We start from the raw sequence: 24,305 nt of genomic DNA on the forward strand, positions 1-24,305 counted from the left end.
CGGTCCCATTCCGAACCCGGAAGCTAAGACCCACTGCGCCGATGGTACTGCATCCGGGAGGATGTGGGAGAGTAGGTCACCGCCGGACAATATTTGAAGTGTAGGGCCCCGCATGGTTGCGGGGCCCTACCTGTTTAACCCGGCTTTCGGGTTCCGCCGGGGGTTCGGCAGGGGTGGGTGGTGAATCTCTCATCGAACCAGCAGTAGATGCCCGTGTGGGGCCCGGGAAGAACCGTTTCTGCCATCTCGATGAACCAGGCCGGCAATCACAAGCCTTGGCGGCGGCAGTGCGCATTGAGGCTACCAGGGCCTCTTGTCGCCGAGAGGTGGGAAGACTCACCTAATCCCTTCGGTTACTCACGGCAAGGGATGACCAACAGGGAACCCTCCTGCATTAGAATCAGACTGTGCCTGTTTAGGCCCCCAAACTTTAGAACCAACTTATATATCCATAGTGACGAGCGACTGCAGTAAATTCCGTTGGTCGGCTCACGACGAGAGGAACTCACCAGCATGTCAGAGCAAAATAACAGGGATCAGCGCGGCGAAGGAAACAACCCCGCCCGCAGCAGCAGCTCGTCAGATAAGCGCGATGACCGCGGGCGTCCCGCCACGAATGACCGAAATGCTCCCAAGCGTTTTGAAGACCGCAAGCCTTCCTTCGGCGGCCGGCCGGCGCGAGACGGCGAGCGGAAGTCCTTCGGAGACCGGGGCGCGTCATCTGACCGCAAGCCCTTCTCGAAGGACCGTAAGCCGTCCTTCGGAGACCGACCTGCCCGCAGCGACGACGATCGTCGTCCTCCCCGTGATGGTGAGCGCAAGTCCTTCGGTGATCGTAAGCCGTCCTTTGGGGGCGGGGATGACCGTCGTCCGGCGCGTGATGGTGAGCGGAAGTCGTTCGGCGATCGTGGTGATCGTAAGCCGTCCTTTGGGGGCGGGGATGACCGTCGTCCGGCGCGTGATGGTGAGCGCAAGCCGTCCTTCGGTGACCGTAAGCCCTCGTTCGGTGGTGGCGATGATCGTCGTCCGCCCCGTGATGGTGAGCGCAAGTCCTTCGGTGATCGCAAGCCGTCCTTCGGTGACCGTCCGGCCCGTGGCGGCGACGACCGCCGGCCCGCACGTGATAACGACCGTAAGCCGTCCTTCGGTGACCGTAAGCCCTCGTTCGGTGGTGGCGATGATCGTCGTCCGCCCCGTGATGGTGAGCGCAAGTCCTTCGGTGACCGCAAGCCGTCCTTCGGTGACCGTCCGGCCCGTGGCGGCGACGACCGTCGGCCCGCACGTGATAACGACCGTAAGCCGTCCTTCGGTGACCGTGGTGACCGTAAGCCGTCCTTCGGTGACCGTGGTGACCGTAAGCCCTCGTTCGGTGGTGGCGATGATCGTCGTCCTCCCCGTGATGGTGAGCGCAAGTCCTTCGGTGACCGCAAGCCGTCCTTCGGTGACCGCAAGCCGTCCTTCGGTGACCGCAAGCCGTCCTTCGGTGACCGCAAGCCGTCCTTCGGTGACCGTCCGGCCCGTGGCGGCGACGACCGCCGGCCCGCACGTGATAACGACCGTAAGCCGTCCTTCTCGAAGGACCGCCCGGAGCGGGGCGAGGATGCTCCGGTCATCGAGCGTAAGCACAACGCCCGCGACCTCCGCAGCGCCAACCGCCCCGACCGCGAGCGTTCGCCCGAGATCGACGACGATGTCACTGGCCAGGAGCTGGACAAGGTCACCCGCGCCCAGCTGCGCGTCCTGGAGGAAGTCAACGGCGAGTGGGTTTCCAAGCACCTCGTCATGGCCGGTCGCCTGATCGATATTGATCCCGAGCTGGCCTTCCAGCACGCTCTGGCTGCCAGCCGCCGCGGCGGACGCATGGCAGCAGTGCGCGAAGCCGTTGCCCTGACCGCTTACGCGTCGGAGAACTTCGGCGAAGCGCTGCGTGAATTCCGTACCTACCGCCGCATCAGCGGTTCCAACGCCTACCTGGCAATGATGGCTGACTGCGAACGCGGCCTCGGCCGTGCGGACCGTGCCCTGGACATCGCACGCTCGGATGAGGCGAAGGAACTGGACACCGCAGGCCAGGTGGACATGGCGATCGTTGCCTCCGGAGCCCGGATGGATATGGAACAGTACGAAGCCGCAGTGACCGCACTGGAGATTCCGCAGCTGGACAAGAACCGTGCGTTCTCCTTCAGCCCGCGCCTGTTCCGCGCCTACGCCGACGCCCTGGACCTTGCCGACCGCAACGAGGAAGCCGAGCAGTGGCGCAACCGTGCACTGCTGGCCGAAAAGGCCCTCGGCATCGGGGAGTTCGCCGAGCCGGACATCTACGACCTCGACGACGAAGAGGAGACGGCGGAGAAGCCGCGCCGCGGCCGTGAAGACCGCGACGGCGAAAGCCGTGAAAGCCAGCGCGGCGTCGAGCGTTCGGACACACCGTTCGCCGCTCCGGTGGAAGCTGAGACGGCGGATCCTAACGGCGAGCTGGACCTGACCGACGACGTCGACACTCTGCCCTCGGACGATCAGGAAGGCGTCATCGGCGTCCTGGAAGCCGAAGAGGACGACGACGACAACGCCGTCGAGCCGCAGTATGACGGCAACGACAACGACGAGTTCTCCGCTGACTCACCTGCCGGTGACGTCGACGAGGATCGCGCGTAACACCATGCCGGATACTTCGCTGATTGCCGGGTACGACGCAGTCCTTTCGGACTTGGATGGCGTTGTCTACGCGGGCCCGCACGCCATTGCAGGTGCCGTCGAAGCGTTACAGCGCCTCGACGGCGAGGGTGTGCAGCTTGCCTACGTCACCAACAACGCCTCGCGTTCCTCCGAAACGGTGGCCGCGCATCTGCGCGAGTTGGGGGCGCCCGCAACAGCGGAGACGGTGTTCGGATCGGCTCAGGCCGGTGCGGAGCTGCTGGCGGCTTCGGTGCCGGCCGGGTCCACGGTCCTGGTCATCGGAAGCGACTGGCTCACCGAGCAGGTCCGCGAACAGGGCCTGGTTCCGGTGCGCTCCGCCGATGACCGGCCCGACGCCGTCATCCAGGGTTTTGATCCCGCGCTCGGCTGGAAGGATCTGGCCGAGGCGGCCTTTGCCGTTGAACGCGGCGCAGTGTGGGTCGCTACGAACACCGACATGTCCATTCCGCAGGCCCGGGGGATCGCCCCGGGCAACGGAACGCTGGTGGCCGCCGTTGCGGCAGCCACGGGCAGGACGCCCCTGGTGGCGGGGAAGCCGGAGGCGCCGCTGTTCCTGACGGCGGCGCGCCACCTGAACGCCAAGAGCCCGCTGGTGGTGGGCGACCGGTTGGACACCGATATCCTCGGCGGTAATAACGCCGGGTTCGCCACGGCGATGGTGCTCACCGGCGTCGACACGCCCCAGACGGCGCTGGGCGCCCGCACCCGGGAACGGCCAACGTACCTCATGGAAAACCTCGACGCACTGTACCGGCCGTACCCGGAGGTTGAAGTGCGCGACGACGTCAGCCGCTGCGGCGCGGCCGCCGCCCGGGTGGACGGGGAGACCCTGGAGATTTCCGGGAACAGCAGTGATCTGGACAGCTGGCGGGCCGCCTGCGCTGCATGGTGGAAGGCCCGCCCTGACGAGGAGAACGCCACCGCACCGGTGCTCAGCTGGACTGTCACCGCCGGCGGATAAGCTGGGTTCAAACCGTAGATAAGGAATGGGCAGCTGCCAGATGGACATTAGCCAGATGGGGAACACGAGCGAGGATTCACCGGCCTCTGCCGACAGCTGGCCCCGGGCCCGCGTGCAGACGGAGGATCCGGTGGTCAACGCTGCCCTGGCGGCACTGGAGACGATCCCCGAAACGCCCACGGCCGAACACCATGCCGTGTATACCGCGCTCCACGACCGCCTGATGGCTGAACTGAACGCCGAACCGCCAGAGGAGCGCTAGGAAAGTGGCAAGACTCGACCAGGAACTGGTGACCAGGGGACTGGCGCGCTCCCGGACCCACGCGGCCAAACTCATCGCCGCAGGCCGGGTGGCCCGTGCCGGTACCGTGCTGGGCAAGGCCTCGGCCTCCGTCACAGCCGAAGATGCCCTCAGCGTGCTCGACGACGGCGTTCCGGACTATGTCAGCCGCGCCGGCCACAAGCTCGCCGGTGCCCTGGAAGCCTTTCCTCAGGTCAAACCCGCAGGACTGCGCTGCCTGGATGCCGGAGCCTCCACCGGGGGATTCACCGACGTCCTGCTGCGTTGCGGCGCCGAGCGCGTGGTGTCCGTCGACGTCGGGCACGATCAGCTGGTGGAGATCCTTCGCCACGATCCGCGCGTTGATGTGCATGAGGGCCTGAATGTCCGGTACCTGGAAGCTGAGGCCATTGGGGGAGCGGTGGACCTGACCGTTGCCGACCTTTCCTTCATCTCCCTCACCATGGTGGTGGCCGCCCTTGCCAGGGCGACGCGCCCGGGCGGAAGCCTGCTGCTTATGGTCAAGCCTCAGTTTGAAGTGGGCCGTGAGAAGCTGGAGAAGGCCGGCGTCGTCCTGGATCCGCAGAAGCACCGGATGGCGGTTGCCCGGGTGGTGGAGTCCGCTCTGGCGGAAAATCTGCGTGTTGCAGGCCTGGCGCGTAGTCCGCTGCCGGGGCAGAACGGCAACGTGGAGTTTTTCCTCTGGCTGCAGGTCCCTCTGCTGGACGGCCAGGTACCGGGAACATCGGTGCCCGAAGCGCCCGTTGATGCACAGACTGCGGCCCGGCGTTTGGTGGATGAGGCCTTTGGCGGGTTTGATGGACCCGGACCGAAGCCGTCGGATCGGTTCGCAGATGAGGAAGACCCCGCAATAGACTGACGGATTTCCAACCAGCTCCCCGTGGAGCGGAACAGGACGATACAGACATGAGCAGACGGATACTCGTGCTGGCCCACACCGGCCGGCGGGCTGCCATGACTGCCGCCCAGGAAGCCTGCACCCAGCTCCACGCCTCAGGCCTTACCCCGGTCATGCGGCGCAAGGATCTGGAGGATATCCAGTCCGTTTACGGTGTCCTGACCGCTCCCACGGAAATCCTCAACGAGGACATTGACCTTGACGGTGTGGACCTGGGGATGGTCCTGGGCGGCGACGGCACTATCCTGCGGGCAGCCGAACTGGTCCGCGGCACCGATGTGCCGCTGCTGGGCGTGAACCTGGGCCATGTGGGCTTCCTGGCCGAAAGCGAACGCGCCGATCTGGCGCAGACCGTGCACTGGGTGGTCGAGCGGTCGTACACCGTTGAAGAACGCATGACCATCGACGTTAAGGTCTGGTTGGAAAACCGGCTGATTGCGCACACCTGGGCGCTGAACGAAGCGGCCGTCGAAAAGGCCGACCGGCAGCGGATGCTCGAAGTAGTGGTGGAAGTGGACGCCCGGCCCATCAGTTCCTTTGGCTGCGACGGCGTGGTCCTGGCTACGCCCACCGGTTCCACCGCCTATTCCTTCTCTGCCGGCGGCCCCGTGGTGTGGCCCGAAGTGGAAGCTCTCCTGATCGCTCCGATCAGCGCCCATGCGCTCTTTTCCCGGCCGCTCGTTGTGGCACCCACCTCAATCCTTGCAGTGGAAATCCTGACCCGCACGAATGCTGCCGGAGTGCTGTGGTGCGACGGCCGCCGCAGCGTTGAGCTGCCGCCGGGAGCGCGGGTGGAAGTGACCCGCTCAGAGATCCCTGTCCGGTTGGCCAGGACGCACGCAACTCCCTTCTCTGAACGCCTGGTCCGGAAGTTCCAGCTGCCCACCCAGGGGTGGCGCGGTCCCGTAGGCGGCCCCGGAGAGCCCTCGGACAGCGTTGAGCTCACCCGCCGGCCCGCTGGGAGCGGAGGGCTGGCCACATGATCGAAGAAATCCGCATCCGCGACCTCGGCGTCATCACCGACGCCACACTGGAGCTGGGCCCGGGGTTCACAGTGGTCACCGGTGAAACCGGCGCGGGTAAAACCATGGTGATCACCGCCCTGGGCATGCTGCTGGGTGCCCGGACCGACGCCGGCGCCGTGCGCATCGGAGCGAAAGCCGCCCTGGCTGAGGCCGTGGTCCGGCTGCCGCCGGAAAACGCCGCGGTTTCCCGTGCGGAAGACGCCGGCGCCGAGCTGGAAACGTACGACGGCGTTACTGAACTGATGCTCGCCCGCACCGTTAATGCGGCCGGGCGCAGCCGTGCGCACGTTGGCGGGCGGTCCGCGCCGGTGGGCGTCCTGGCCGAGGTGGGCCAGCACCTGGTGGCGGTGCACGGTCAGTCGGACCAGCTCCGGCTCAAAAGCGCGGCCGCCCAGCGTGAGGCACTGGATAAGTATGCCGGGCCCGCCCTTGCTGCCCTGCTGTCCTCCTACCAGTCCGACTTTGCCCGCTGGCGCTCTGCTGTGGCTGAGCTGGCCAGCCTGCGGGACCAGGCCCGTGAACGGCTGCGGGAGGCTGAATACCTCACGGCCTCCCTGGCGGAAATCGACGCGCTGGAGCTACTGCCCGGCGAAGACGAAACGCTCAAGACCGAAGCAACCCGGCTGAACAACTTCGAAGAACTGCGCACGGCTGCCGAGGGTGCCCACCAGGCCCTGATCGCCGGAGATTTTGCCGATGGTTCCGATGCCACCTCTTTGGTGGACGGGGCCAAACGGCAGCTTGAACTGGCCGGCGAGCACGATCCGGCGCTGGCGGACTCAGCCAAACGGCTTGCGGAGGTGGGCTACATCCTGGCCGACATCGCCACCGAGCTGGCCAGCTACAGCGCCTCCTTGGACGGGGAAGGACCGGAACGGCTGGCCGAAGTCGAAACCCGGCGCGCCGAGATCTCAGCGCTCACCCGGAAGTTCGCTCCGTCCGTGGACGAGGTCCTGGCATGGGCCGAAACCAGCCGTGTCCGGCTGGCGGAGCTCGGCGATGACAGTACCCGGATTGAGGCGCTGGAGTCGGAAATCTCCGAGCTTCAGACGGGACTCACCTCGGCTGCGGCTGACCTGACCAAGCTGCGGACCGAAGCCGCAGCCGATCTTGCCCGGCGGGTCAGCGATGAGCTCTCCGCCCTGGCCATGGCCAACGCCAACCTGCTCATCGAGGTCACGCCGGTGGAGGAGCTGGGAGTGCACGGAGCGGACAGCATCTCCTTCCTCCTGCAACCGCACCCCGGCGCGCCGGCACGGCCGCTGGGCAAGGGGGCCTCCGGCGGCGAACTCTCCCGGGTGATGCTGGCCATTGAAGTGGTGCTTGCCGCAGTGGACCCCGTGCCGACGTTCATCTTTGACGAGGTTGATTCCGGGGTGGGCGGTAAGGCCGCCGTTGAAATCGGCCGCCGGCTCGCCATGCTGGCCAAACATGTGCAGGTGATTGTGGTCACCCACCTTCCGCAGGTGGCCGCCTTTGCCGACCATCACATCCGCGTGATTAAAATGTCCGCAGTGGAGGAAGATGGAACCGGCGTAACCGCCAGCGACGTCACCGTGCTGGACGATGCAGAGCGGATCAAGGAACTTGCCAGGATGCTCGCGGGTCAGGAGGACTCCGAGTCCGCCCGGGCGCACGCCGTCGAACTCCTGGCTGCGGCGGGTCATCCGCCGCAGCAGTAGTCCCATGCCGCAGGAATAATCCAATGACGACCAATTCAGAACTACAAAAGGTGATAGGCTCGAACTCCGTGGTGCAGCGATCAAATTCCAGGTTTCCCAAGTCGTCTTCTACGACCAAACACATCTTCGTCACCGGTGGCGTGGCGTCCTCACTCGGTAAGGGACTGACAGCGTCAAGTCTCGGCCATCTGTTGAGGTCGCGCGGCATAGCGGTGACCATGCAGAAGCTCGATCCCTATCTCAACGTGGATCCGGGCACAATGAACCCCTTCCAGCACGGCGAGGTCTTCGTGACCGATGACGGCGCCGAGACGGACCTTGACATTGGCCATTACGAGCGTTTCCTTGATGAGAGCCTTGACGGCTCCGCCAACGTAACCACCGGCCAGGTCTACTCCACCGTTATTGCCAAGGAACGCCGCGGCGAGTACCTCGGGGACACGGTTCAGGTCATTCCGCATATCACCGACGAGATCAAGCGCCGGATGCGCCTGCCCTCCGAGGCGAAGAAGACCCCCGACGTCATCATTACCGAGATCGGCGGCACGGTTGGCGACATCGAGTCCCAGCCCTTCCTGGAGGCCGCACGCCAGGTGCGCCAGGACATTGGCCGCAACAACGTCTTCTTCCTGCACGTTTCCCTCGTGCCGTACATCGGCCCGTCCCAGGAACTGAAGACCAAGCCCACGCAGCACTCAGTGGCTGCCCTGCGTTCCATCGGCATCCAGCCGGACGCCATCGTTATCCGCTCGGACCGCCCGGTGCCGGATGCCATGCGCGCCAAGATCGGCCGCATGTGTGACGTGGACATTGACGCCGTCGTTGGCTGCCCGGACGCCCCGAGCATCTATGACATCCCCAAGACGCTGCATTCCCAGGGCCTGGACGCGTATATCGTTCAGCACCTGGATCTGAAGTTCAAGGACGTCAACTGGACCAAGTGGGACAAGCTCCTCGAGGTTGTCCACAACCCCAAGCACCACGTGGACATTGCCCTGGTGGGCAAGTACGTGGATCTGCCGGATGCTTACCTTTCCGTGACGGAAGCCCTGCGCGCCGGCGGTTTTGCCAACAAGACCAAGGTCAACATCCGCTGGGTGCCCTCGGACGAGTGCGCGACGCCGGAAGGTGCCGCCAAGGCATTGGGCGACGTGGACGCCATCTGCGTTCCCGGCGGCTTCGGCATCCGCGGGCTGGAAGGCAAGCTGGGCGCGCTGACCTACGCACGGGAAAACAAGCTCCCCACGCTGGGCCTGTGCCTGGGCCTGCAGTGCATGGTCATCGAGTACGCCCGCAACGTGGTGGGGATGGAAGGTGCGTCCTCCTCCGAGTTCGAGCCGGACACCAAGTACCCGGTCATCGCCACCATGGCGGAGCAGAAGCACATCGTTTCCGGTGAGGGCGACATGGGCGGCACCATGCGCCTGGGCCTGTGGGACGCCACGCTCGAAGAGGGCTCCGTAGTAGCCAAGACGTACGGCAAGACGGCAGTGGCCGAACGTCACCGCCACCGCTACGAGGTCAACAACGAGTACCGCGACCAGATTGCCGAGGCAGGCCTGTCCTTCTCCGGCACCACGGTTGACGGCGGACTGGTGGAGTTTGTTGAGCTTCCCGCTGACGTCCACCCGTACTACGTCTCCACGCAGGCGCACCCGGAGCTCAGCTCCCGCCCCACGCGCCCGCACCCGCTCTTCGCCGGTTTGGTGAAGGCCGCCCTGGCACGCCAGAACGGCAAGGGCTAGTAATCCCATGAGCGAGACCAGAGGGTTCGCCGACGAACAAAGTCCCCGCCGCCTGCTCAGTTCCTCCGTGGAATACACCGGGCGGGTCTGGGACGTGGTCAGCGAGAAGTTCTCCCTGACCGACGACGGCGAACCCCTGGTCCGCGACTACATCCGCCATCCGGGGGCGGTGGCCATCCTGGCCCTGAACGATGCAGGCCAGGTGCTGCTGATCAACCAGTACCGCCACCCGGTACGAATGACCCTGTGGGAAATCCCCGCCGGACTGCTGGATATCGAGGGCGAAGACTTCCGGGTCGGGGCGGCCCGTGAACTGGCCGAAGAAGCGGATATCAAAGCCGCAGAGTGGAACGTCCTCACCGACCTCTTCCTCTCACCCGGCTCGTCCCGCGAAGCCCTGCGCATCTACCTGGCCCGCGGTATTACCGAGATCCCCGCAGCCGAGCGGCACGTGCGCACCCACGAGGAAGCGGAAATCCGCACCATGTGGGTCGATCTTGACGATGCGGTCCAGGCGGCCCTGGACGGTCGGATGCACAGCCCCTCGGCAGTAGCCGGTGTCCTCGCGGCGGCAGCCGCGCGTCCCTCCGGTTTCGCGAACCTCCGTCCGGGCGATGCACCCTGGCCCGAACACCACTCCCAGCACTCCACCTGGCCGCAGGGCCCCGTTCTTTAGGACTGAAGACCGCTATGGCCGCCTCCGATCTACCTGCAGGCGGACAGTCTCCTGCACCGGTTCCAGTAGGCACTTCTGCGCCCTTTCAGCCCCCGTCGGCAGCGCAGCTCAACGACACTGTTGTTTTTGACTTCTCCTCCATCAACGCCACCCTGAGGCTGGATTCACCCGCCGAACTTCTGCGGGCGGCACTTGCCCAGGACAGGGCTGACGGAGACGCTGCGGCGAAGGCCAGCGGCCCCCAAAACTCTCCCCAGCCTGCTGGCGAGGCAACTCCGGCGGCCGAAACGGTGCCCGTAAAGGCGACAACCTCCGCCAGGCCCAAGAAAACTCCCGCCCCCAAGGGTCCGTCCGCCGCGGACGAGCTGCGCGCCACCGCCGTCGGACGTGCCATCGGCGGCTACCTGCAGCACATGGCCGTGGAACGCGGACTGGCAGTGAACACCCTCGACGCCTACCGCCGGGACCTGCTGCGCTATGCCCGGTTCCTGGCCTCCCGCGGTGTGGAGGAGGTGGCCCGCATCTCCCGGCACGACGTCACCGCCTTCGCACAGTCGATTGTTGAAGGTTCCGACGGCGCCTCAGCGCTGAGCGTGCGCTCGGCGGCCCGCACCGTCGTCGCGGTCCGAGGCCTGCACAAGTTCTGGGCGCTGGAAGGCCTGACCACCGCCGATCCGGCCGCAGACGTCCATCCGCCGCTGCCGGGCAAACGCCTGCCCAAGGCCATCAGCGTCAACGAAGTGACCCGCATCCTGGAAGCCGTCTCCACCGAGACCCCCACGGGTCTGCGGGATCGGGCACTGCTGGAATTCCTGTACTCCACCGGTGCGCGCATCAGCGAAGCCGTGGGCCTGGACATCGATGACCTGTCGCTGGAGCGCATTCCGGCCAACGGTCCCGACGTTGTGCGCCTCTTCGGCAAGGGATCCAAGGAACGGCTGGTGCCGCTGGGCTCCTACGCCGCCCGGGCGCTGGACGAGTATCTGGTCCGCGGCCGGCCTGCAGCCTCGGTGAAGGGCAAGGGAACCCCGGCGCTGTTCCTCAACGCCCGCGGCGGACGGCTCAGCCGCCAAAGCGCGTGGACCATCCTGAAGAACGCCGCCGAAAAGGCCCGGATTGGACGCGATGTGTCCCCGCATACCCTGCGGCACTCGTTCGCCACTCACCTGCTGGAGGGCGGTGCCGACGTCCGTGTGGTCCAGGAACTGCTCGGGCACGCGTCCGTGACCACCACACAGGTGTACACGCTGGTGACCGCCGAAACCCTGCGCGAGGTTTACGCCGCCGCGCACCCCCGGGCACTGTGAACAGCGCCGTTCCGGAGCGTGGAAATCCCGGGCCGCCCACCCGGGCAGTGCCGGTGGTGCTGTGCTTCCTCATGCGCGGTAAACCGCAGCAGGGAACCGAAGTGCTGATGGGCCTGAAGCTGACCGGGTTTGGAGTAGGACGGATCGTGACTCTCGGAGGGCATGTGGAACCGGGGGAGACCCCGGAGCAGGCTGCCGTGCGGGAAGTCTTTGAAGAATCCGGGGTCACCGTGGCGGAAGCAGACCTTGAGCGTGCCGGCACCGTCGAGTTTATTTTTCCCGCCCGCCCGGATTGGGACATGTCCACTGTTGTCTACCGGGTGCACAGCTGGACCGGAGAGCCTGCCCCGTCGTCGGAAATCGTTCCCCTCTGGTACCCGGTGAATGAGATCCCGTATCCACAAATGTGGCCCGACTCGGCCCACTGGATGCCGGAAGTCCTGGCGGAAAGGTACTTCGACGCCGTCGTTACCCTGGCGGAGGACAACGAGAGCGTGGTCGGCGTCGTCTTTTCCTAGACTGCCGCACAGGTTCCCACTCTCTGGGACTGGTGGTGCTAATGGGACCACACCAGCCCCACCAGTTCCCAATGCCTGGGAACCAGTGTGGAGCTAGCGGGTTGCCGGACCCAGGCGCGCGGCGGCCCGGCTGTCCGGCTCCACAGAACGGGCAGCCGTGGCCTTCGCCAGGCCCGTGGCGGGCATGCCAACGTACATGGACTCGGCACGGTCCACAACATAGGTCTCGTGCCAGATACCCACCGCCCCCGGAGCCTTGCGGGCAATCCGGTTGAAGGCTGCCCAGGCTGGGCGATGCTGGGCGTTGGTCTGACTGGCATAGGCATACAGCTGCTCGGCGCTCTTCCAATGCTGGATCACCAGCGGCCCTCCGGCGCCGAGGGTGATCCGGTAGCCCAACAGCCCGGAGTCCGGGTCAGCGGATAGCTCCGCGAGCATGCGCGGCATGGCTGCGAAAGCCGGCAGCCACAGATCCGGCCGCCAAGGCCGGTTGATCCGCATGCCAATCAGGAAAACCACAAGGGGGCCGTCGTGCACATGGGTCATCCGGTGCGGAATGATGCGAGCCATGACGGCTCCCTCCGTAGTGTGGATAGTGATGGTATCCAGAGTAGAGAGTTAGACTATCCAGCACAAGGGGGTCCGGATGAGAGTTTCAGAGCTGGCGGTGGAGACGGATATTTCCGTAGCCACCATCAAGTACTACCTGCGGGCCGGCCTGCTCCACGAGGGGCGGAGAACGGCGCCGCGGCAGGCCGACTACGACGCCGGGCATGTATCGCGGCTGCGGTTGATCCGGGCCCTGCTGGGGCCGGGTGGTCTTTCGGTTGCCGCCGCCGGGAAGGTGCTGGAGCAGCTGGATGAGCCGACGGAATCTGCGCATGACCTGCTGGGGATCGCCGCCCACGCGGCGGCGGCGCTGCCTAAACCCTCCACCAGCCACCCCCGGGCCGACGCGCTGCTGGAGAAGTGGGGCTGGAGCGTGGATCCCGAAGACCATGACGCCCGATCCCGGCTGGAACAGGCACTTCAGGGACTTGAGGACGCAGGGTTTGAGCCTCCGGAAGGGTTTCTGGAGATGTATGCCTCCGCCATGCGGGAGGTAGCCGCCCGGGAGGTGGAAGAGGTCCCGCAAAGCAGCCCCGCCGAAGCCCTGAGGTACGTCATGCTAGGGACGGTCCTGGTTGAGCCGCTCCTGCTCGCGCTGCGCAGGCTGGCACATCAGGATGCCTCCGCGCGGATATTCGCGAGGCAGGCCTCGCCGTGGCCTAATGCAGAGCGGACCCCGGAGTAGGCGGCTTTAATGTTTCCTGCGAGTTCTACGAGCAGGAAATTTCGTTGCCGCCGTTCCGGGGTCCGCGGGGCACCCAACGGTGGCTGCCTAACCCATGTGCCGTTCCTCGTGTCCGTTGTAGACACTGAGCGGACGGATCAGGGAGTTGGCTTCCAGCTGCTCCATGATGTGCGCGGTCCAGCCGGTGATCCGGGCGGCCACGAACAGCGGTGTGAAGGTGGGCGTGTCAAAACCCATCATGTGGTAGACGGGACCAGCCGGGTAGTCCAGGTTCGGCAGGATGTTTTTCCGCTCGCCCATGGCCGATTCCAGCGCCGTGTACAGCTCGCCCAGATCCGCCCGGTCGTAGTGCTTGACCATCTTGTCCATGGACGCCTTCATGGTGGGCACCCGCGAGTCGCCGTTCTTGTAGACCCGGTGGCCAAAGCCCATGATCTTCTTTTTGTCTGCCAGTGCAGTATCCAGCCAGCCGGCGGCGTGGGCGGCAACGTCGCCCTCGCCTGCGCTCTCGGTGATCTCTTCGAACGTGTGCATCACGGCCTCGTTGGCGCCGCCGTGCAACGGGCCCTTGAGCGCGCCGATGGCACCGGTCACGGCGGAATGCAGGTCCGATAGCGTGGAAGTAATCACGCGGGCAGTGAACGTGGAGGCGTTGAAGGAGTGCTCCGCGTACAGGATCATCGAGACGTTGAACGCCTCCACCACCTCCGGAGCCGCCTCCTCTCCGAAGGTCATCCAGAGGAAGTTCGCGGAATAGCCCAGGTCATCCCGGGGCTCCACCACGTCCTGGCCGCGGCGTCGGCGCTGGTCGTAGGCGACGACGGCGGGCATGGCCGCGAAGAGGCTGATCGACTTTTCCATGTTCGCCTGCACGGAGGAGTCCTCCGCCTTGGGATGTTCGGCGCCCAGCACCGAAGCCGCGGTACGGCACACGTCCATCGGATGGCACGTTGCCGGGAGGGCATCAATGACCGCCTTCAGCTCGGGGGAGAGCGCCCGCTGGGAACGCTCGCCTTCCGTGAACTCCGCCAGCTCATCGGCGGACGGAAGCTCGCTGTTCCAGAGCAGGTAGGCCACCTCTTCGAAGCTGCAGCGTGCGGCCAGGTCCTGGACGGGGTAGCCGCGGTACAGCAGCGAATTGGTCTCCGGATTAACCTTGGAGATCTTGGTGGTGTCAACGAGGACACCGGCCAGCCCCTTATGGATCTGCTCATCTGTCATAGCAAAAGACTCCTTTGTCGCGATGGTGTTACTTGCTGGATTCCGGCGGATGCTCTAGTGCTTGCCCGGGATCTGGAAGTTGAAAACGGACGTGTCAAAGCGGTTATAGGCTTCATAATCCACCAGATCGTACAAACGTGCACGCGTTAACATATTGGGCACGTCATCCTGCTGGGTGCCCTTGGCCTTGATGGTGTCCAGGGTGCGTTCGGCGGCGCCCATGGCGCTGCGCAGCAGGGTCACCGGGTAGATGACCATGTTGACTCCCACCGAGGCCAGCTCGTCATAGCTGAACAATTCGCTCTTGCCGAATTCGGTCATGTTGGCCAGGATCGGGACGTCGACGGCGGCGCGCATGGCGGCGAATTCCTCGAGCGTCTTCATCGCCTCGGGAAAGATGGCGTCCGCTCCGGCGTCAACCAGGGCACGGGCGCGGTCCTGGGCGGCTTCCAGGCCGTCCACGGCGCGGATGTCGGTGCGGGCCATGATCAGGAAGTTCGGATCCCGGCGAGCATCCGCTGCAGCCCGGATCCGCTTGACCGCGGTGTCGGTGTCCACCACGTTCTTGCCGTCCAGATGGCCGCAACGCTTGGGGTTGAACTGGTCTTCGATGTGGCAGCCGGCCAGGCCGGCGTTCTCCAGCTCCTGGATGGAGCGGGCCACGTTCATGGGTTCACCAAAGCCGGTGTCCGCATCCACGATCGCGGGCAGGTCCGTCATCCGGGCGATCTGCCCGGCGCGGGTGGCCACTTCGGTCAGCGTGGTCAGGCCGATGTCCGGCAGACCCAGGTCATTGGCGAGGACTGCGCCGGAGATGTAGACGCCGTCGAACCCCTTTTCTTCGATCAGGCGGGCCGAGAGCGGGTTGAAGGCTCCCGGGAACTGCTGGAGCGTACCGGAGGCCAGGCCTTCGCGGAAGGCGATGCGCTTGGCTTCGGGTGTTACTGAGGAGTACAGCATTTAGAAGAGTCCCTTCGGGGCGTTGGCCGGGTCAATGATGCCGGGGGCTGCGGTGATATTCAGGGCGTCCAGCTCGCCGGCGGCCAGTTCGGGCAGGCGCTGCACGGTGGTCAGGAACCGCTCGATCTCCTCTTCGGAGACCAGACCGGCGGCCAGGGTGCGGAACTTGTTGATGTACTGCTCGCGCGCAAACGGCTTGGCACCGAGGGGGTGTGCGTCGGCGACGGCGATTTCGTCGGTGATTTCGGTGCCGTCGGTCAGGGTGATGGTGACCCGGCCGCCGAAGGCCTTCTCGTTGATGTCCAGGGAGTGGTAGCGGCGGGTCCATTCCGGATCCTCCACGGTGCTGACCTTGTGCCACAGCTCCACGGTGTCGGGGCGGCCGGCGCGTTCGGGGGAGTAGGAGTCCACGTGGTGCCAGGCGCCGTCCTGCAGCGCGACGGTGAAGATGTACGGGATGGAGTGGTCCAGGGTTTCGCGCGAGGCGGTGGGATCGTACTTCTGCGGATCGTTGGCGCCGGAGCCGATCACGTAGTGGGTGTGGTGTGAGGTGGAGATCTGCACGCTGGCCACCTTGGAGGCGTCGGCGGCCTCCGGGTGTTCGCGGTGGATCTTGCGGGCCAGGTCAATCCAGGCCTGAGCCTGGTACTCGGCTGAGTGTTCCTTGGTGTAGGTGTCCAGGATGGCGCGCTTGGCTTCGCCGGCCTCGGGCAACGGAACCTCGTAGGCGGCGTCGGGGCCGTCCAGCATCCAGGCAATGACGCCGTCTTCACCCTCGTAAATGGGGGTGGGGGAAGTCTGTCCGCGCATGGCGCGGTCCACGGCCTCCACGGCCATCTTGCCGGCGAAGGCCGGGGCATGAGCCTTCCAGGTGCTGATTTCGCCCTTGCGGGACTGCCGGGTGGCGGTGGTGGTGTGCAGGGCCTGGCCCACGGCCTGGAAGATGGTGTCCACATCCAGGCCCAGCAGGGTGCCGATGCCGGCGGCCGCGGACGGACCGAGGTGGGCAACGTGGTCGATCTTGTGCTTGTGCAGGCAGATCGCCTTGACCAGGTCCACCTGGATTTCATACCCGGTGGCAATGCCGCGGATCAGATCCGCGCCGGAGGCTCCGGTGTGCTGGGCAACGGCGAGCAGCGGCGGAATATTGTCACCCGGGTGGGAGTACTCGGCGGCGAGGAACGTGTCGTGGTAGTCCAGCTCGCGCACCGCCACGCCGTTGGCCCAGGCGGCCCATTCCGGCGAGGTCCTCTGTTCAACGCCGAACACGGCCGAACCCTGGCCGTGGGCGGAGGGGGAGAAGGACAGTGCCTGGGCGCGGGCAGCGACAATGGGCCCGCGGTTCAGGGAGGCGATGGCCACCGAGGCGTTGTCGATGATGCGGTTGATGACCATGTCCGTGACCTCGTCGGTCACGGCAACGGGATCTGCGGCGACCTCGGCAATCTTGTAGGCCAGCTGGTCTTCGCGGGCCAGGTTTTCATCGCTGCGGTGGACCCGCACCTTGTGGAGATTCATGGGTTGTCCTTTCGGGGACGTTCGGGGAACTTTTCAGTGGAACGTTCAGGGGTACCGGCCGGTGCTGCTGCGGCGGCGAGAAAATGTTCCAGGCTCTTGTGCAGATGCACGGAGGTTGCCGCGGCAGCCAGCGCGGGATCCCGGACGGCAATGGCGGCGGCAATGGTGGCGTGTTCGCCTGCGGTGGCCAGCAGCCGTTCGGGGTTGTCCTTGGCCAGGCGCCGGACACGGGCCAGATGCAGCCGGACGTTGGCCAGTGCCTGGGTGAGGTACGTGTTCGCCGCAGCGGCATCGATGGCTTCGTCCAGCCGGGCCACCAGTGCGTAATAGCCGGCGCGTGTCGGGTCAGTCCCGGCGTCCTGGAGAATCAGGTCCGCCGCATTCTCGAAGTCCCGCCGCAGCCCGGCGAAAGTGCCGGGATCTCCGCGCGTGGCTGCCAGCGCGGCTGCCTTGCACTCCAGCGCCTGCCGGAGTTCGAACAGTTCCGTCACGGTTTCCGGCGAGATGGAGGTGACCACGACGCCGCGTCCGTTGTGGGGTGCGGCCAGCCCGTCGGCGGTGAGCCGGCTGAGGGCCTCGCGGAGAGGAGTGCGGGAAATACCCAGGCGCTGAGACTGTTCAACCTCGCCCAAAACGGTGCCGGGAAGGAGGCTGCCCGCCACAATGTCTTCGCGGAGCGCCCGGTAGGCGCGGTCGCTGGCCCTCACAGGTGCTCCTTTGTGCTGGCGGGCAGCTGCGGTGTGAGCGGGCCCGGATGTGATCTGTCTCATTAGTGTATACATAAATGGGTTCGCAGCGAAGAAACCTCCCGGAGTTGCCGCGCTTAGTCTGCTGTCATGTATACACAGCACTGTTGTGGCTGCCCGCGGACTGACCTAAGGTGATGGGTATCACATCCCACTTGAGGAGGATCCATGAGCTCTGGCCTGGACGCAGGAAACGAAGCACCGGACGTTGCCGCCGCCGCCGCCGCTGCCGCCGCCGCTGCCGCCGTCGCCGGAGCCGTTGGACTCCCGGAGGAAGGCTATGCGCACGCCTATGCCCGCAGCCTCAGTGATCCCGAGGCCTTCTGGCTGGAGGCTGCCGCGCTGGTGGACTGGGACACCGCCCCGCAGTATGCGCTGGACGATTCGGCCGCTCCGCTGTACCGCTGGTTTCCCGACGGCCACCTAAACACCAGCTACAACGCCCTGGACCGGCACGTGGCCGCAGGCAGGGGAGAGACGGCTGCCCTCATCTATGACTCCGCGATGCTTGGAACCTCGCGCGCCTATACCTACAACCAGCTCCTGGCGGAGGTGGAGACCTTCGCAGGAGTGCTCCGCGAACTCGGTGTGAAAGCCGGAGACCGGGTCATCATCTATTTGCCCATGATTCCGCAGGCGGTGATCGCCATGCTTGCCGCGGCCCGGCTGGGCGCCGTCCATTCGGTGGTGTTCGGCGGCTTCGCCCCCAAGGAGCTGGCGGCCCGCATCGACGACGCCCGGCCCGCCGTCGTCGTCACCGCCAGCGGGGGACTGGAACCCAGGCGCGCGGTGGAATACCTGCCCAACGTGGCAGCCGCGCTCGCCGAGGCCACGCACCGGGTGAACCACGTGGTGGTGGCAGAGCGCGAGGGCTTTGCGCACACGGCCCAGGAGTACGACGGCAGGAACGGCGCCGCCTGGCACGACTGGGATGCGCTCGCCGCCGGGGCGCAGCCGGCCGGCCCGGTCTCCGTTGCCGCCACCGACCCGCTCTACATCCTGTACACCTCCGGAACCACCGGCGCACCCAAGGGCGTGGTGCGGGACAACGGTTCCCACGCCGTCGCCCTGGCTTGGTCCATGCGCAATATTTACGACGTCGGCCCGGGCCAGGTGATGTGGACCGCCTCGGATGTGGGCTGGGTGGTGGGCCATTCCTACATTGTGTACGCGCCGCTGATCGCCGGGGCCGCCACCGTGCTGTACGAGGGCAAGCCGGTGGGCACGCCCGACGCCGGAGCCTTCTGGCGGGTAGCGGATCAGCATAAGGTGGATGTCCTCTTCACCGCGCCCACCGCGCTGCGGGCGATCCGCAAGGCCGATCCGGACGCGGCCCTGATGGGCGACTATGACCTGTCCGTGCTGCGGACTCTTTTTGTCGCCGGGGAGCGGCTGGATCCAGAGACCTTCACTTGGGCCGGCCGAACCCTGAATGTTCCGGTGGTGGATCACTGGTGGCAGACCGAAACCGGCTGGGCGATCTGCGCCAATCCACTGGGTCTGGAGCAGCTGGCCATCAAAGCCGGCTCGGCCACCGTGCCCGTTCCCGGATTCTCCCTGGCGATTGTGGACGGCTCCGGCGTAGAGGTGTCTGCCGGCGAGGAGGGCAACATAGTGCTGCGGCTGCCGCTGCCGCCGGGCACGCTCACCACGCTGTGGGGTAGTGATGCCCGGTTCCGGTCCTCCTACCTGGAGATCTTTGAGGGCTACTACACCACCGGGGACTCCGGCTATGTGGACGAGGACGGCTACGTGTTTGTGATGGGCCGCACCGATGACGTCATCAACGTCTCCGGACACCGGCTGTCCACTGGAGCGATGGAGCAGGTGGTCGCCTCCCATCCCGCGGTGGCCGAGTGCGCCGTGATCGGGGTGGCGGACTCCCTGAAGGGTCAGCGGCCCTGCGGGTATGTGGTCTTGAAGTCGGGTTCCGCTGTGGGCGTGGAGGAGCTGCGCACAGACCTGGTGAAGCTGGTGCGCGAGTCCATTGGGCCGGTGGCTGACTTCAAGGACGTACAGGTCGTGGAGGCGCTGCCCAAGACTCGGTCCGGCAAGATCCTGCGCAAGACCATGCGCCAGATTGCCGACGGCGATGCCTACACGGTGCCCTCCACCATTGAGGATCCGGCCGTCATTGAGGCGCTGGTGCCGCTGCTGCGGCCGGAGGCGTAGGCAGTACGGGTGCCCGGGCCCTGGCACTCAGGCGGTGGGGATCCAGTAGCGGCGCTTGCCGTGGCGGATGTCCTCCAGGACGCCGCCATTCTTTTCAATGGTGGCCCGGGACGCGGTGTTGTCCTCATCGCACGTGAGAAGGACTGGAGAGATTCCCAGTTCGAGGGCGACGGGAAGTGCGTTTTTCAAGGCTTGGGCGGCGTGGCCGCGGCGGCGTGCCGACGGACGCACGCTGTAACCGATGTGCCCTCCTTTGTGGAGAAGGAAATCATTCAGTTCGTGCCGGATGGCCAGAGAGCCAACAACCGTCTCGTCCTCGACGATCCACAAGTAGGTACAGGGGACATATCCGGGCTTCGGAACAGTGCCGGGCAGTGCCTCGGCGAGGAGCTCCGCAACGAATCGGCGGAAAGCGCCGGGGTCCTGCAGGTCATCCAGCGACCAGTCCTGCCCGCCGGCACCGTCCCGGTGCGCACCGTCAAATTCGGCAGCGCACTCCAGCCAGGATGAGTGGAATTTTTCGTCGGGAAGCACAAGGGTAGCCATGGCCCGATAGTAACGGCCGGCGCCACAGCCGCCGTGCGCCACGCCGTCCGCAGGCCCTGAACCGTCGCCGGTATTCGCCGGACGATATTCCGCGGCTGGTGCCGGATCCTGCTCCGATCAGTGGGCCGTCAGGCCGCGTTGGGCCGGCGGAAACCTCCAAGGCTTCCGCCGTGGAACACCATCGGCTCTCCGCCTGCGGCGCTTAGTCCGACGACATGGGCGATGACCAGGAGGTGGTCACCGCCGTCGAGTTCGCGTTCGACGGTACAGTCAATCCACCCCAACGCACCGTCAATCTGCGGCGTGGCCAGAGGGGAGAGGGTCCAGCTGACGCCAGCGAATTTGTCCTCCGTCCGGCGGGACAGTGCCGCCGCGACATCCTGCTGTCCCTGTGCCAGCAGGCTGACCGTGAACTTCCCAGCCCGTGCGATCTTCGGCCAGCTCGCCGAGGAACGTCCCACACTGAACGTGATCAGTGCGGGGTCCAGGGAAAGCGAGGCCAGCGAGCCGACCACCAGCCCGCAGGGCTCTTTGGTGTCCGGGTCAAGGGAAGAGACGGCAGCAACCCCGGTCGGATGATGCCGCATGACCTCGCGGTACTGCTCCGGAAGGATTGCTGCGGGTTCGGTGTTTGTCTTTGCCGGCAACGTGGCCGCCTTTCATCAGGAGTTTGTCGGTGTTGCTACAGCATGCACGAAACGCAATTTTCCACCTCGGTGCCTTCCAGGGCGAGCTGGCGCAGGCGGATGTAGTAAATGGTCTTGATGCCCTTGCGCCAGGCGTAGATCTGCGCCTTGTTGATGTCGCGGGTGGTGGCGGTGTCTTTGAAGAACAGCGTCAGGGACAGGCCCTGGTCCACGTGCTGGGTGGCAGCGGCGTAGGTGTCGATGGTCTTTTCGTAGCCGATTTCGTACGCGTCCTGGTAGTACTCCAGGTTGTCGTTCGTCAGGTACGGCGCCGGGTAGTACACGCGCCCGAGCTTGCCTTCCTTGCGGATCTCGATCTTTGCGGCCACCGGGTGGATGGAGGACGTCGAGTTGTTGATGTAAGAGATAGAGCCCGTGGGCGGCACCGCCTGCAGGTTCTGGTTGTAGATGCCGTGCTCCATGACCGAAGCCCGCAGCGCCGCCCAGTCAGCCTGGGTCGGGATGTGAATGCCTTCGAACATCTCGCGGACACGGTCGGTCTTCGGGACCCATTCCTGGTTCACGTACTTGTCGAAGAACTCGCCGGTGGCGTATTGCGAGTTCTCGAACCCCTCAAAGGTCTGCTGACGCTCCATGGAGAGCAGGTTGGAGGACCGCAGGGCGTGGTAGACCACGGTGTAGAAGTAGATGTTGGTGAAATCCAGCGCCTCTTTGGAGCCGTAGTGCACCCGCTCGCGTGCCAGGTAGCCGTGCAGGTTCATCTGGCCCAGGCCGATGGCGTGGCCGGCGTCGTTGCCTTCGGCGATGGACGGCACTGAACCGATGTGGCTCATATCCGAGACGGCGGTCAGCGCGCGGACAGCGGTCTCGATGGTGGCCGCCAGGTTCCCGCCGTCCATGGCCTTGGCAATGTTCATGGAGCCGAGGTTGCAGGAGATGTCCTTGCCCACGCTCGAATAACTGAGGTCATCGTTATAGCGCGACGGCGTCGAAACCTGGAGGATTTCCGAGCACAGGTTGGACATGGAGATCCGGCCCTGAATCGGGTTGGCCCTGTTCACCGTGTCTTCGAACATGATGTACGGGTAACCGGACTCGAACTGGATCTCCGCCAGGGTCTGGAAGAAGTCCCGGGCCTTGATCTTGGTCTTCTTGATCCGCGCGTCATCCACCATCTCGTAGTACTTCTCGGTGACCGAGATGTCCGAAAACGGGACGCCGTAGACCTTTTCGACGTCGTACGGGGAGAACAGGTACATGTCCTCATCGCGCTTGGCCAGTTCAAAAGTGATGTCGGGAACGACGACGCCCAGGGAGAGGGTCTTGATGCGGATCTTCTCGTCCGCGTTTTCCCGCTTGGTGTCCAGGAACCGGTTGATGTCCGGGTGGTGGGCGTGCAGGTACACGGCGCCGGCGCCCTGGCGGGCACCGAGCTGGTTGGCGTAGGAGAAACTGTCTTCGAGGAGCTTCATCACGGGGATGACGCCGGAGGACTGGTTCTCGATCTGCTTGATCGGCGCACCCACCTCCCGGACATTGGTCAGCGACAGGCCGACGCCGCCGCCGCGCTTGGAGAGCTGCAGTGCGGAGTTAATGGACCGGCCGATCGACTCCATGTTGTCTTCGAACCGCAGCAGGAAGCAGGACACCAGCTCGCCGCGCTGGGCCTTGCCCGCGTTCAGGAACGTGGGGGTGGCCGGCTGGAACCGGCCACTGAGAATCTCATCGACCATCTGCTCAGCCAGCTTCTCGTCGCCGTCGCCCAGATGCAGCGCCGTCATGCAGACACGGTCCTCGAAACGCTCCAGATACCGCTTGCCGTCAAAGGTCTTCAGCGTGTACGAGGTGTAGAACTTGAAGGCGCCGAGGAAGGTCTCGAAGCGGAACTTCTGCCCCTCGGCGCGCCGGTACAGCCCGCGGATGAAGTCCATCGAATACCGGTCAAGGGTTTCCCGCTCGTAGTACCCGTGGGCCACCAGATACGTCAACTTCTCGTCAAGAGTGTCAAAGTGCATGGTGTTCTCATTGACATGCTGCAGGAAGTACTGCCGCGCCGCAGCACGGTCCGCCTCGAACTGGATCACGCCGTCTTTGCCGTACAGGTTCAGCATGGCGTTGAGCTCGTGATAGCCCAGGCCCTGCCCCGCCGGCGGCAGCCGGTCAACGCCGGTTCCGGGAACTGACTTCTCTGTTATCTCCACAAAACTTCCATTTCTTTGTTCATCAGTTTCGGAACCGGCGAAGCGCACGTTAGGCCGTCGGCATGCTGTAGTGGTCCGCCAGCAGTTCCAGGGTGTGCGCCTGGGTGCTGCGCAGATATCCGCCGACCACGAGCATCACTTCATCGACACCGGTCTGGTGCTGCAGCTCCTCCAGCCCGGCTGCCACCTCTTGCGGGGTGCCGTGGATGGTGCGGTCGGTGTACTCCTCGAGGATCTGCCGTTCCTGGATGTTGGGACGGTAGGCCGCAACTTCTTCGGGGGACAGCAGTGCGAAGGGCTTGCGGGTGAACATGCGCAGCATCGCCATGGCCGTGGACGTGGCCTGGCGACGTGCCTCTGCCGGATCCTCGTCGGCAATGGCCCCGATGCTCACCAGGCTGTAGGGCTTGTCCAGGTAAACCGAGGGACGGAAATTTTCGCGGTAAATCCGCATGGCGTTGAGGATATCGGCACTGCCGAACTGCAGGGCAAACGCATACGGGCGGCCAAGCCGCGCCGCCACCTGCGCCGAGTAGACGGAGGATCCGAGGATCCAGACATCGGCCGCCGTCTCGGGAGGCGGCACCCGGTTCTCATCGGCCTGCCAAGGGCCCGGTACGGCAGGCACGCCTGCATAGGGGTGCCCCTCGGGGAAGTCGTTCTCTAGGAATCCGACCAGCTCGGCGATCTGTTCGGGGAATTCGTCATTGGCGGAGGCATGGCGGCGCAGGGCTGCTGCCGTGGCGCCGTCGGTGCCCGGCGCCCGACCCAGGCCGAGATCGATGCGCCCGGGGGCCAGCGTGTCCAACATGCCGACCTGTTCGGCGACCACCAGCGGCACATGGTTGGGCAGCATGATTCCGCCTGCACCGAGCCGGATGCGTTCGGTCTCGCCGGTGAGCCGGGCCGCCATCAGCAGCGGCGACGGAATAGCGGCACCGGGCATGGCATGGTGCTCGGACATCCAGAAGCGCTGGAAACCGCGGCGGTCGGCAAGCTTGGCCAGCGAGATGATCTCGCTGTAGGTCTCGTTGACCGTGTGGCCGACGCCGGTGAAGGCGTTGTCGAGGACCGAAAGCACAAAAGGTGCAGTACCGGAAGGGTTGGGATGCTTCATGAAGTGCCTCACTAATCACGGTATAAGTAGATCTTTAACGTGAGATTCACTCTAGAAGGTTCTCACGGCAAAG

At 65.4% G+C, this 24,305-nt stretch carries 21 protein-coding genes and 1 rRNA gene; 13 read left to right on the forward strand and 9 right to left on the reverse strand.

Going from position 1 to position 24,305, the window contains the following annotated elements; translation table 11 throughout:
* The 11 genes from rrf to ABIB35_RS14205 all read left to right on the forward strand — a co-directional run.
* Positions 1 to 88: ribosomal RNA gene (gene rrf / locus ABIB35_RS14155) — 5S ribosomal RNA — on the forward strand; the annotation flags it as partial.
* A 425-nt stretch (positions 89 to 513) separates the two neighbouring features.
* Entirely contained in the window at positions 514 to 2,655 is a 2,142-nt protein-coding gene (locus ABIB35_RS14160; protein WP_354182368.1) for a hypothetical protein, read from the forward strand.
* 4 nt (positions 2,656 to 2,659) lie between these two features.
* Positions 2,660 to 3,658, forward strand: a complete 999-nt coding sequence (locus tag ABIB35_RS14165; RefSeq protein WP_354182369.1) for an HAD-IIA family hydrolase — start codon at positions 2,660 to 2,662, stop codon at positions 3,656 to 3,658.
* A 40-nt stretch (positions 3,659 to 3,698) separates the two neighbouring features.
* Positions 3,699 to 3,920: a hypothetical protein gene (locus ABIB35_RS14170; protein WP_354182370.1), complete on the forward strand. Its 222-nt coding sequence runs from the start codon at positions 3,699 to 3,701 to the stop codon at positions 3,918 to 3,920.
* Positions 3,921 to 3,924: 4 nt separating this feature from the next.
* Positions 3,925 to 4,818: a TlyA family RNA methyltransferase gene (locus ABIB35_RS14175; protein ID WP_354182371.1), complete on the forward strand. Its 894-nt coding sequence runs from the start codon at positions 3,925 to 3,927 to the stop codon at positions 4,816 to 4,818.
* Between the two features lie 47 nt (positions 4,819 to 4,865).
* Positions 4,866 to 5,840, forward strand: a complete 975-nt coding sequence (locus tag ABIB35_RS14180) for an NAD kinase (RefSeq protein WP_354182372.1) — start codon at positions 4,866 to 4,868, stop codon at positions 5,838 to 5,840.
* On the forward strand, positions 5,837 to 7,564 hold the full coding sequence (gene recN, locus ABIB35_RS14185; protein ID WP_354182373.1) for a DNA repair protein RecN: 1,728 nt from the start codon (positions 5,837 to 5,839) through the stop codon (positions 7,562 to 7,564). Before ABIB35_RS14180 ends, recN begins: the two co-directional genes overlap by 4 nt.
* Positions 7,565 to 7,614: 50 nt before the next feature.
* Positions 7,615 to 9,309 (forward strand): CTP synthase, encoded by a 1,695-nt coding sequence (gene pyrG, locus ABIB35_RS14190; RefSeq protein ID WP_354182448.1) that lies wholly within the window; start codon positions 7,615 to 7,617, stop codon positions 9,307 to 9,309.
* Between the two features lie 7 nt (positions 9,310 to 9,316).
* A complete protein-coding gene (locus tag ABIB35_RS14195; RefSeq protein ID WP_354182374.1) occupies positions 9,317 to 9,985 on the forward strand; it encodes an NUDIX domain-containing protein in 669 nt (222 codons plus the stop codon).
* A 365-nt stretch (positions 9,986 to 10,350) separates the two neighbouring features.
* Entirely contained in the window at positions 10,351 to 11,292 is a 942-nt protein-coding gene (gene xerD / locus ABIB35_RS14200; RefSeq protein ID WP_354182449.1) for a site-specific tyrosine recombinase XerD, read from the forward strand.
* The gene (locus tag ABIB35_RS14205; protein ID WP_354182375.1) at positions 11,289 to 11,810 is read left to right on the forward strand and encodes an 8-oxo-dGTP diphosphatase; all 522 of its coding nucleotides are present in this window, start codon (positions 11,289 to 11,291) and stop codon (positions 11,808 to 11,810) included. Before xerD ends, ABIB35_RS14205 begins: the two co-directional genes overlap by 4 nt.
* Before the next feature lie 93 nt (positions 11,811 to 11,903).
* On the opposite strand, the gene ABIB35_RS14210 is transcribed toward ABIB35_RS14205, so the two are convergent.
* Positions 11,904 to 12,380 (reverse strand): DUF4188 domain-containing protein, encoded by a 477-nt coding sequence (locus tag ABIB35_RS14210; RefSeq protein ID WP_354182376.1) that lies wholly within the window; start codon positions 12,378 to 12,380, stop codon positions 11,904 to 11,906.
* A gap of 76 nt (positions 12,381 to 12,456) precedes the next feature.
* On the opposite strand from ABIB35_RS14210, the gene ABIB35_RS14215 reads away from it, so the two are divergent.
* A complete protein-coding gene (locus ABIB35_RS14215; RefSeq protein WP_354182377.1) occupies positions 12,457 to 13,104 on the forward strand; it encodes a MerR family transcriptional regulator in 648 nt (215 codons plus the stop codon).
* An 87-nt stretch (positions 13,105 to 13,191) separates the two neighbouring features.
* On the opposite strand, the gene ABIB35_RS14220 is transcribed toward ABIB35_RS14215, so the two are convergent.
* The 4 genes from ABIB35_RS14220 to ABIB35_RS14235 are packed head-to-tail and all read right to left on the reverse strand — an operon-like array spanning position 13,192 to position 17,510.
* Positions 13,192 to 14,325, reverse strand: a complete 1,134-nt coding sequence (locus ABIB35_RS14220; protein ID WP_354182378.1) for a bifunctional 2-methylcitrate synthase/citrate synthase — start codon at positions 14,323 to 14,325, stop codon at positions 13,192 to 13,194.
* 54 nt (positions 14,326 to 14,379) lie between these two features.
* Positions 14,380 to 15,285, reverse strand: a complete 906-nt coding sequence (gene prpB / locus ABIB35_RS14225; RefSeq protein ID WP_354182379.1) for a methylisocitrate lyase — start codon at positions 15,283 to 15,285, stop codon at positions 14,380 to 14,382.
* Positions 15,286 to 16,803, reverse strand: a complete 1,518-nt coding sequence (locus tag ABIB35_RS14230) for an MmgE/PrpD family protein (RefSeq protein WP_354182380.1) — start codon at positions 16,801 to 16,803, stop codon at positions 15,286 to 15,288.
* Positions 16,800 to 17,510, reverse strand: a complete 711-nt coding sequence (locus ABIB35_RS14235) for a GntR family transcriptional regulator (protein ID WP_354182381.1) — start codon at positions 17,508 to 17,510, stop codon at positions 16,800 to 16,802. Before ABIB35_RS14235 ends, ABIB35_RS14230 begins: the two co-directional genes overlap by 4 nt.
* A gap of 207 nt (positions 17,511 to 17,717) precedes the next feature.
* Between ABIB35_RS14235 and ABIB35_RS14240 the strand changes: the two genes are divergently transcribed.
* Entirely contained in the window at positions 17,718 to 19,721 is a 2,004-nt protein-coding gene (locus ABIB35_RS14240) for an acetate--CoA ligase (protein WP_354182382.1), read from the forward strand.
* A gap of 27 nt (positions 19,722 to 19,748) precedes the next feature.
* Here ABIB35_RS14240 and ABIB35_RS14245 read toward each other — a convergent pair whose 3' ends face one another.
* The 4 genes from ABIB35_RS14245 to ABIB35_RS14260 all read right to left on the reverse strand — a co-directional run bounded on the left by ABIB35_RS14245 (position 19,749) and on the right by ABIB35_RS14260 (position 24,232).
* Positions 19,749 to 20,267, reverse strand: coding sequence for a GNAT family N-acetyltransferase (locus ABIB35_RS14245; RefSeq protein ID WP_354182383.1), 519 nt, complete (start codon positions 20,265 to 20,267; stop codon positions 19,749 to 19,751).
* Positions 20,268 to 20,395: 128 nt separating this feature from the next.
* Positions 20,396 to 20,914 (reverse strand): flavin reductase family protein, encoded by a 519-nt coding sequence (locus ABIB35_RS14250; RefSeq protein ID WP_354182384.1) that lies wholly within the window; start codon positions 20,912 to 20,914, stop codon positions 20,396 to 20,398.
* A 35-nt stretch (positions 20,915 to 20,949) separates the two neighbouring features.
* A complete protein-coding gene (gene nrdE, locus ABIB35_RS14255; protein ID WP_354182450.1) occupies positions 20,950 to 23,070 on the reverse strand; it encodes a class 1b ribonucleoside-diphosphate reductase subunit alpha in 2,121 nt (706 codons plus the stop codon).
* 94 nt (positions 23,071 to 23,164) lie between these two features.
* Positions 23,165 to 24,232: an LLM class flavin-dependent oxidoreductase gene (locus ABIB35_RS14260; RefSeq protein ID WP_354182385.1), complete on the reverse strand. Its 1,068-nt coding sequence runs from the start codon at positions 24,230 to 24,232 to the stop codon at positions 23,165 to 23,167.
* Positions 24,233 to 24,305 lie beyond the last annotated feature (73 nt).

The organism is Arthrobacter sp. UYP6 (assembly GCF_040547315.1).
Lineage (GTDB): Bacteria > Actinomycetota > Actinomycetes > Actinomycetales > Micrococcaceae > Arthrobacter_B.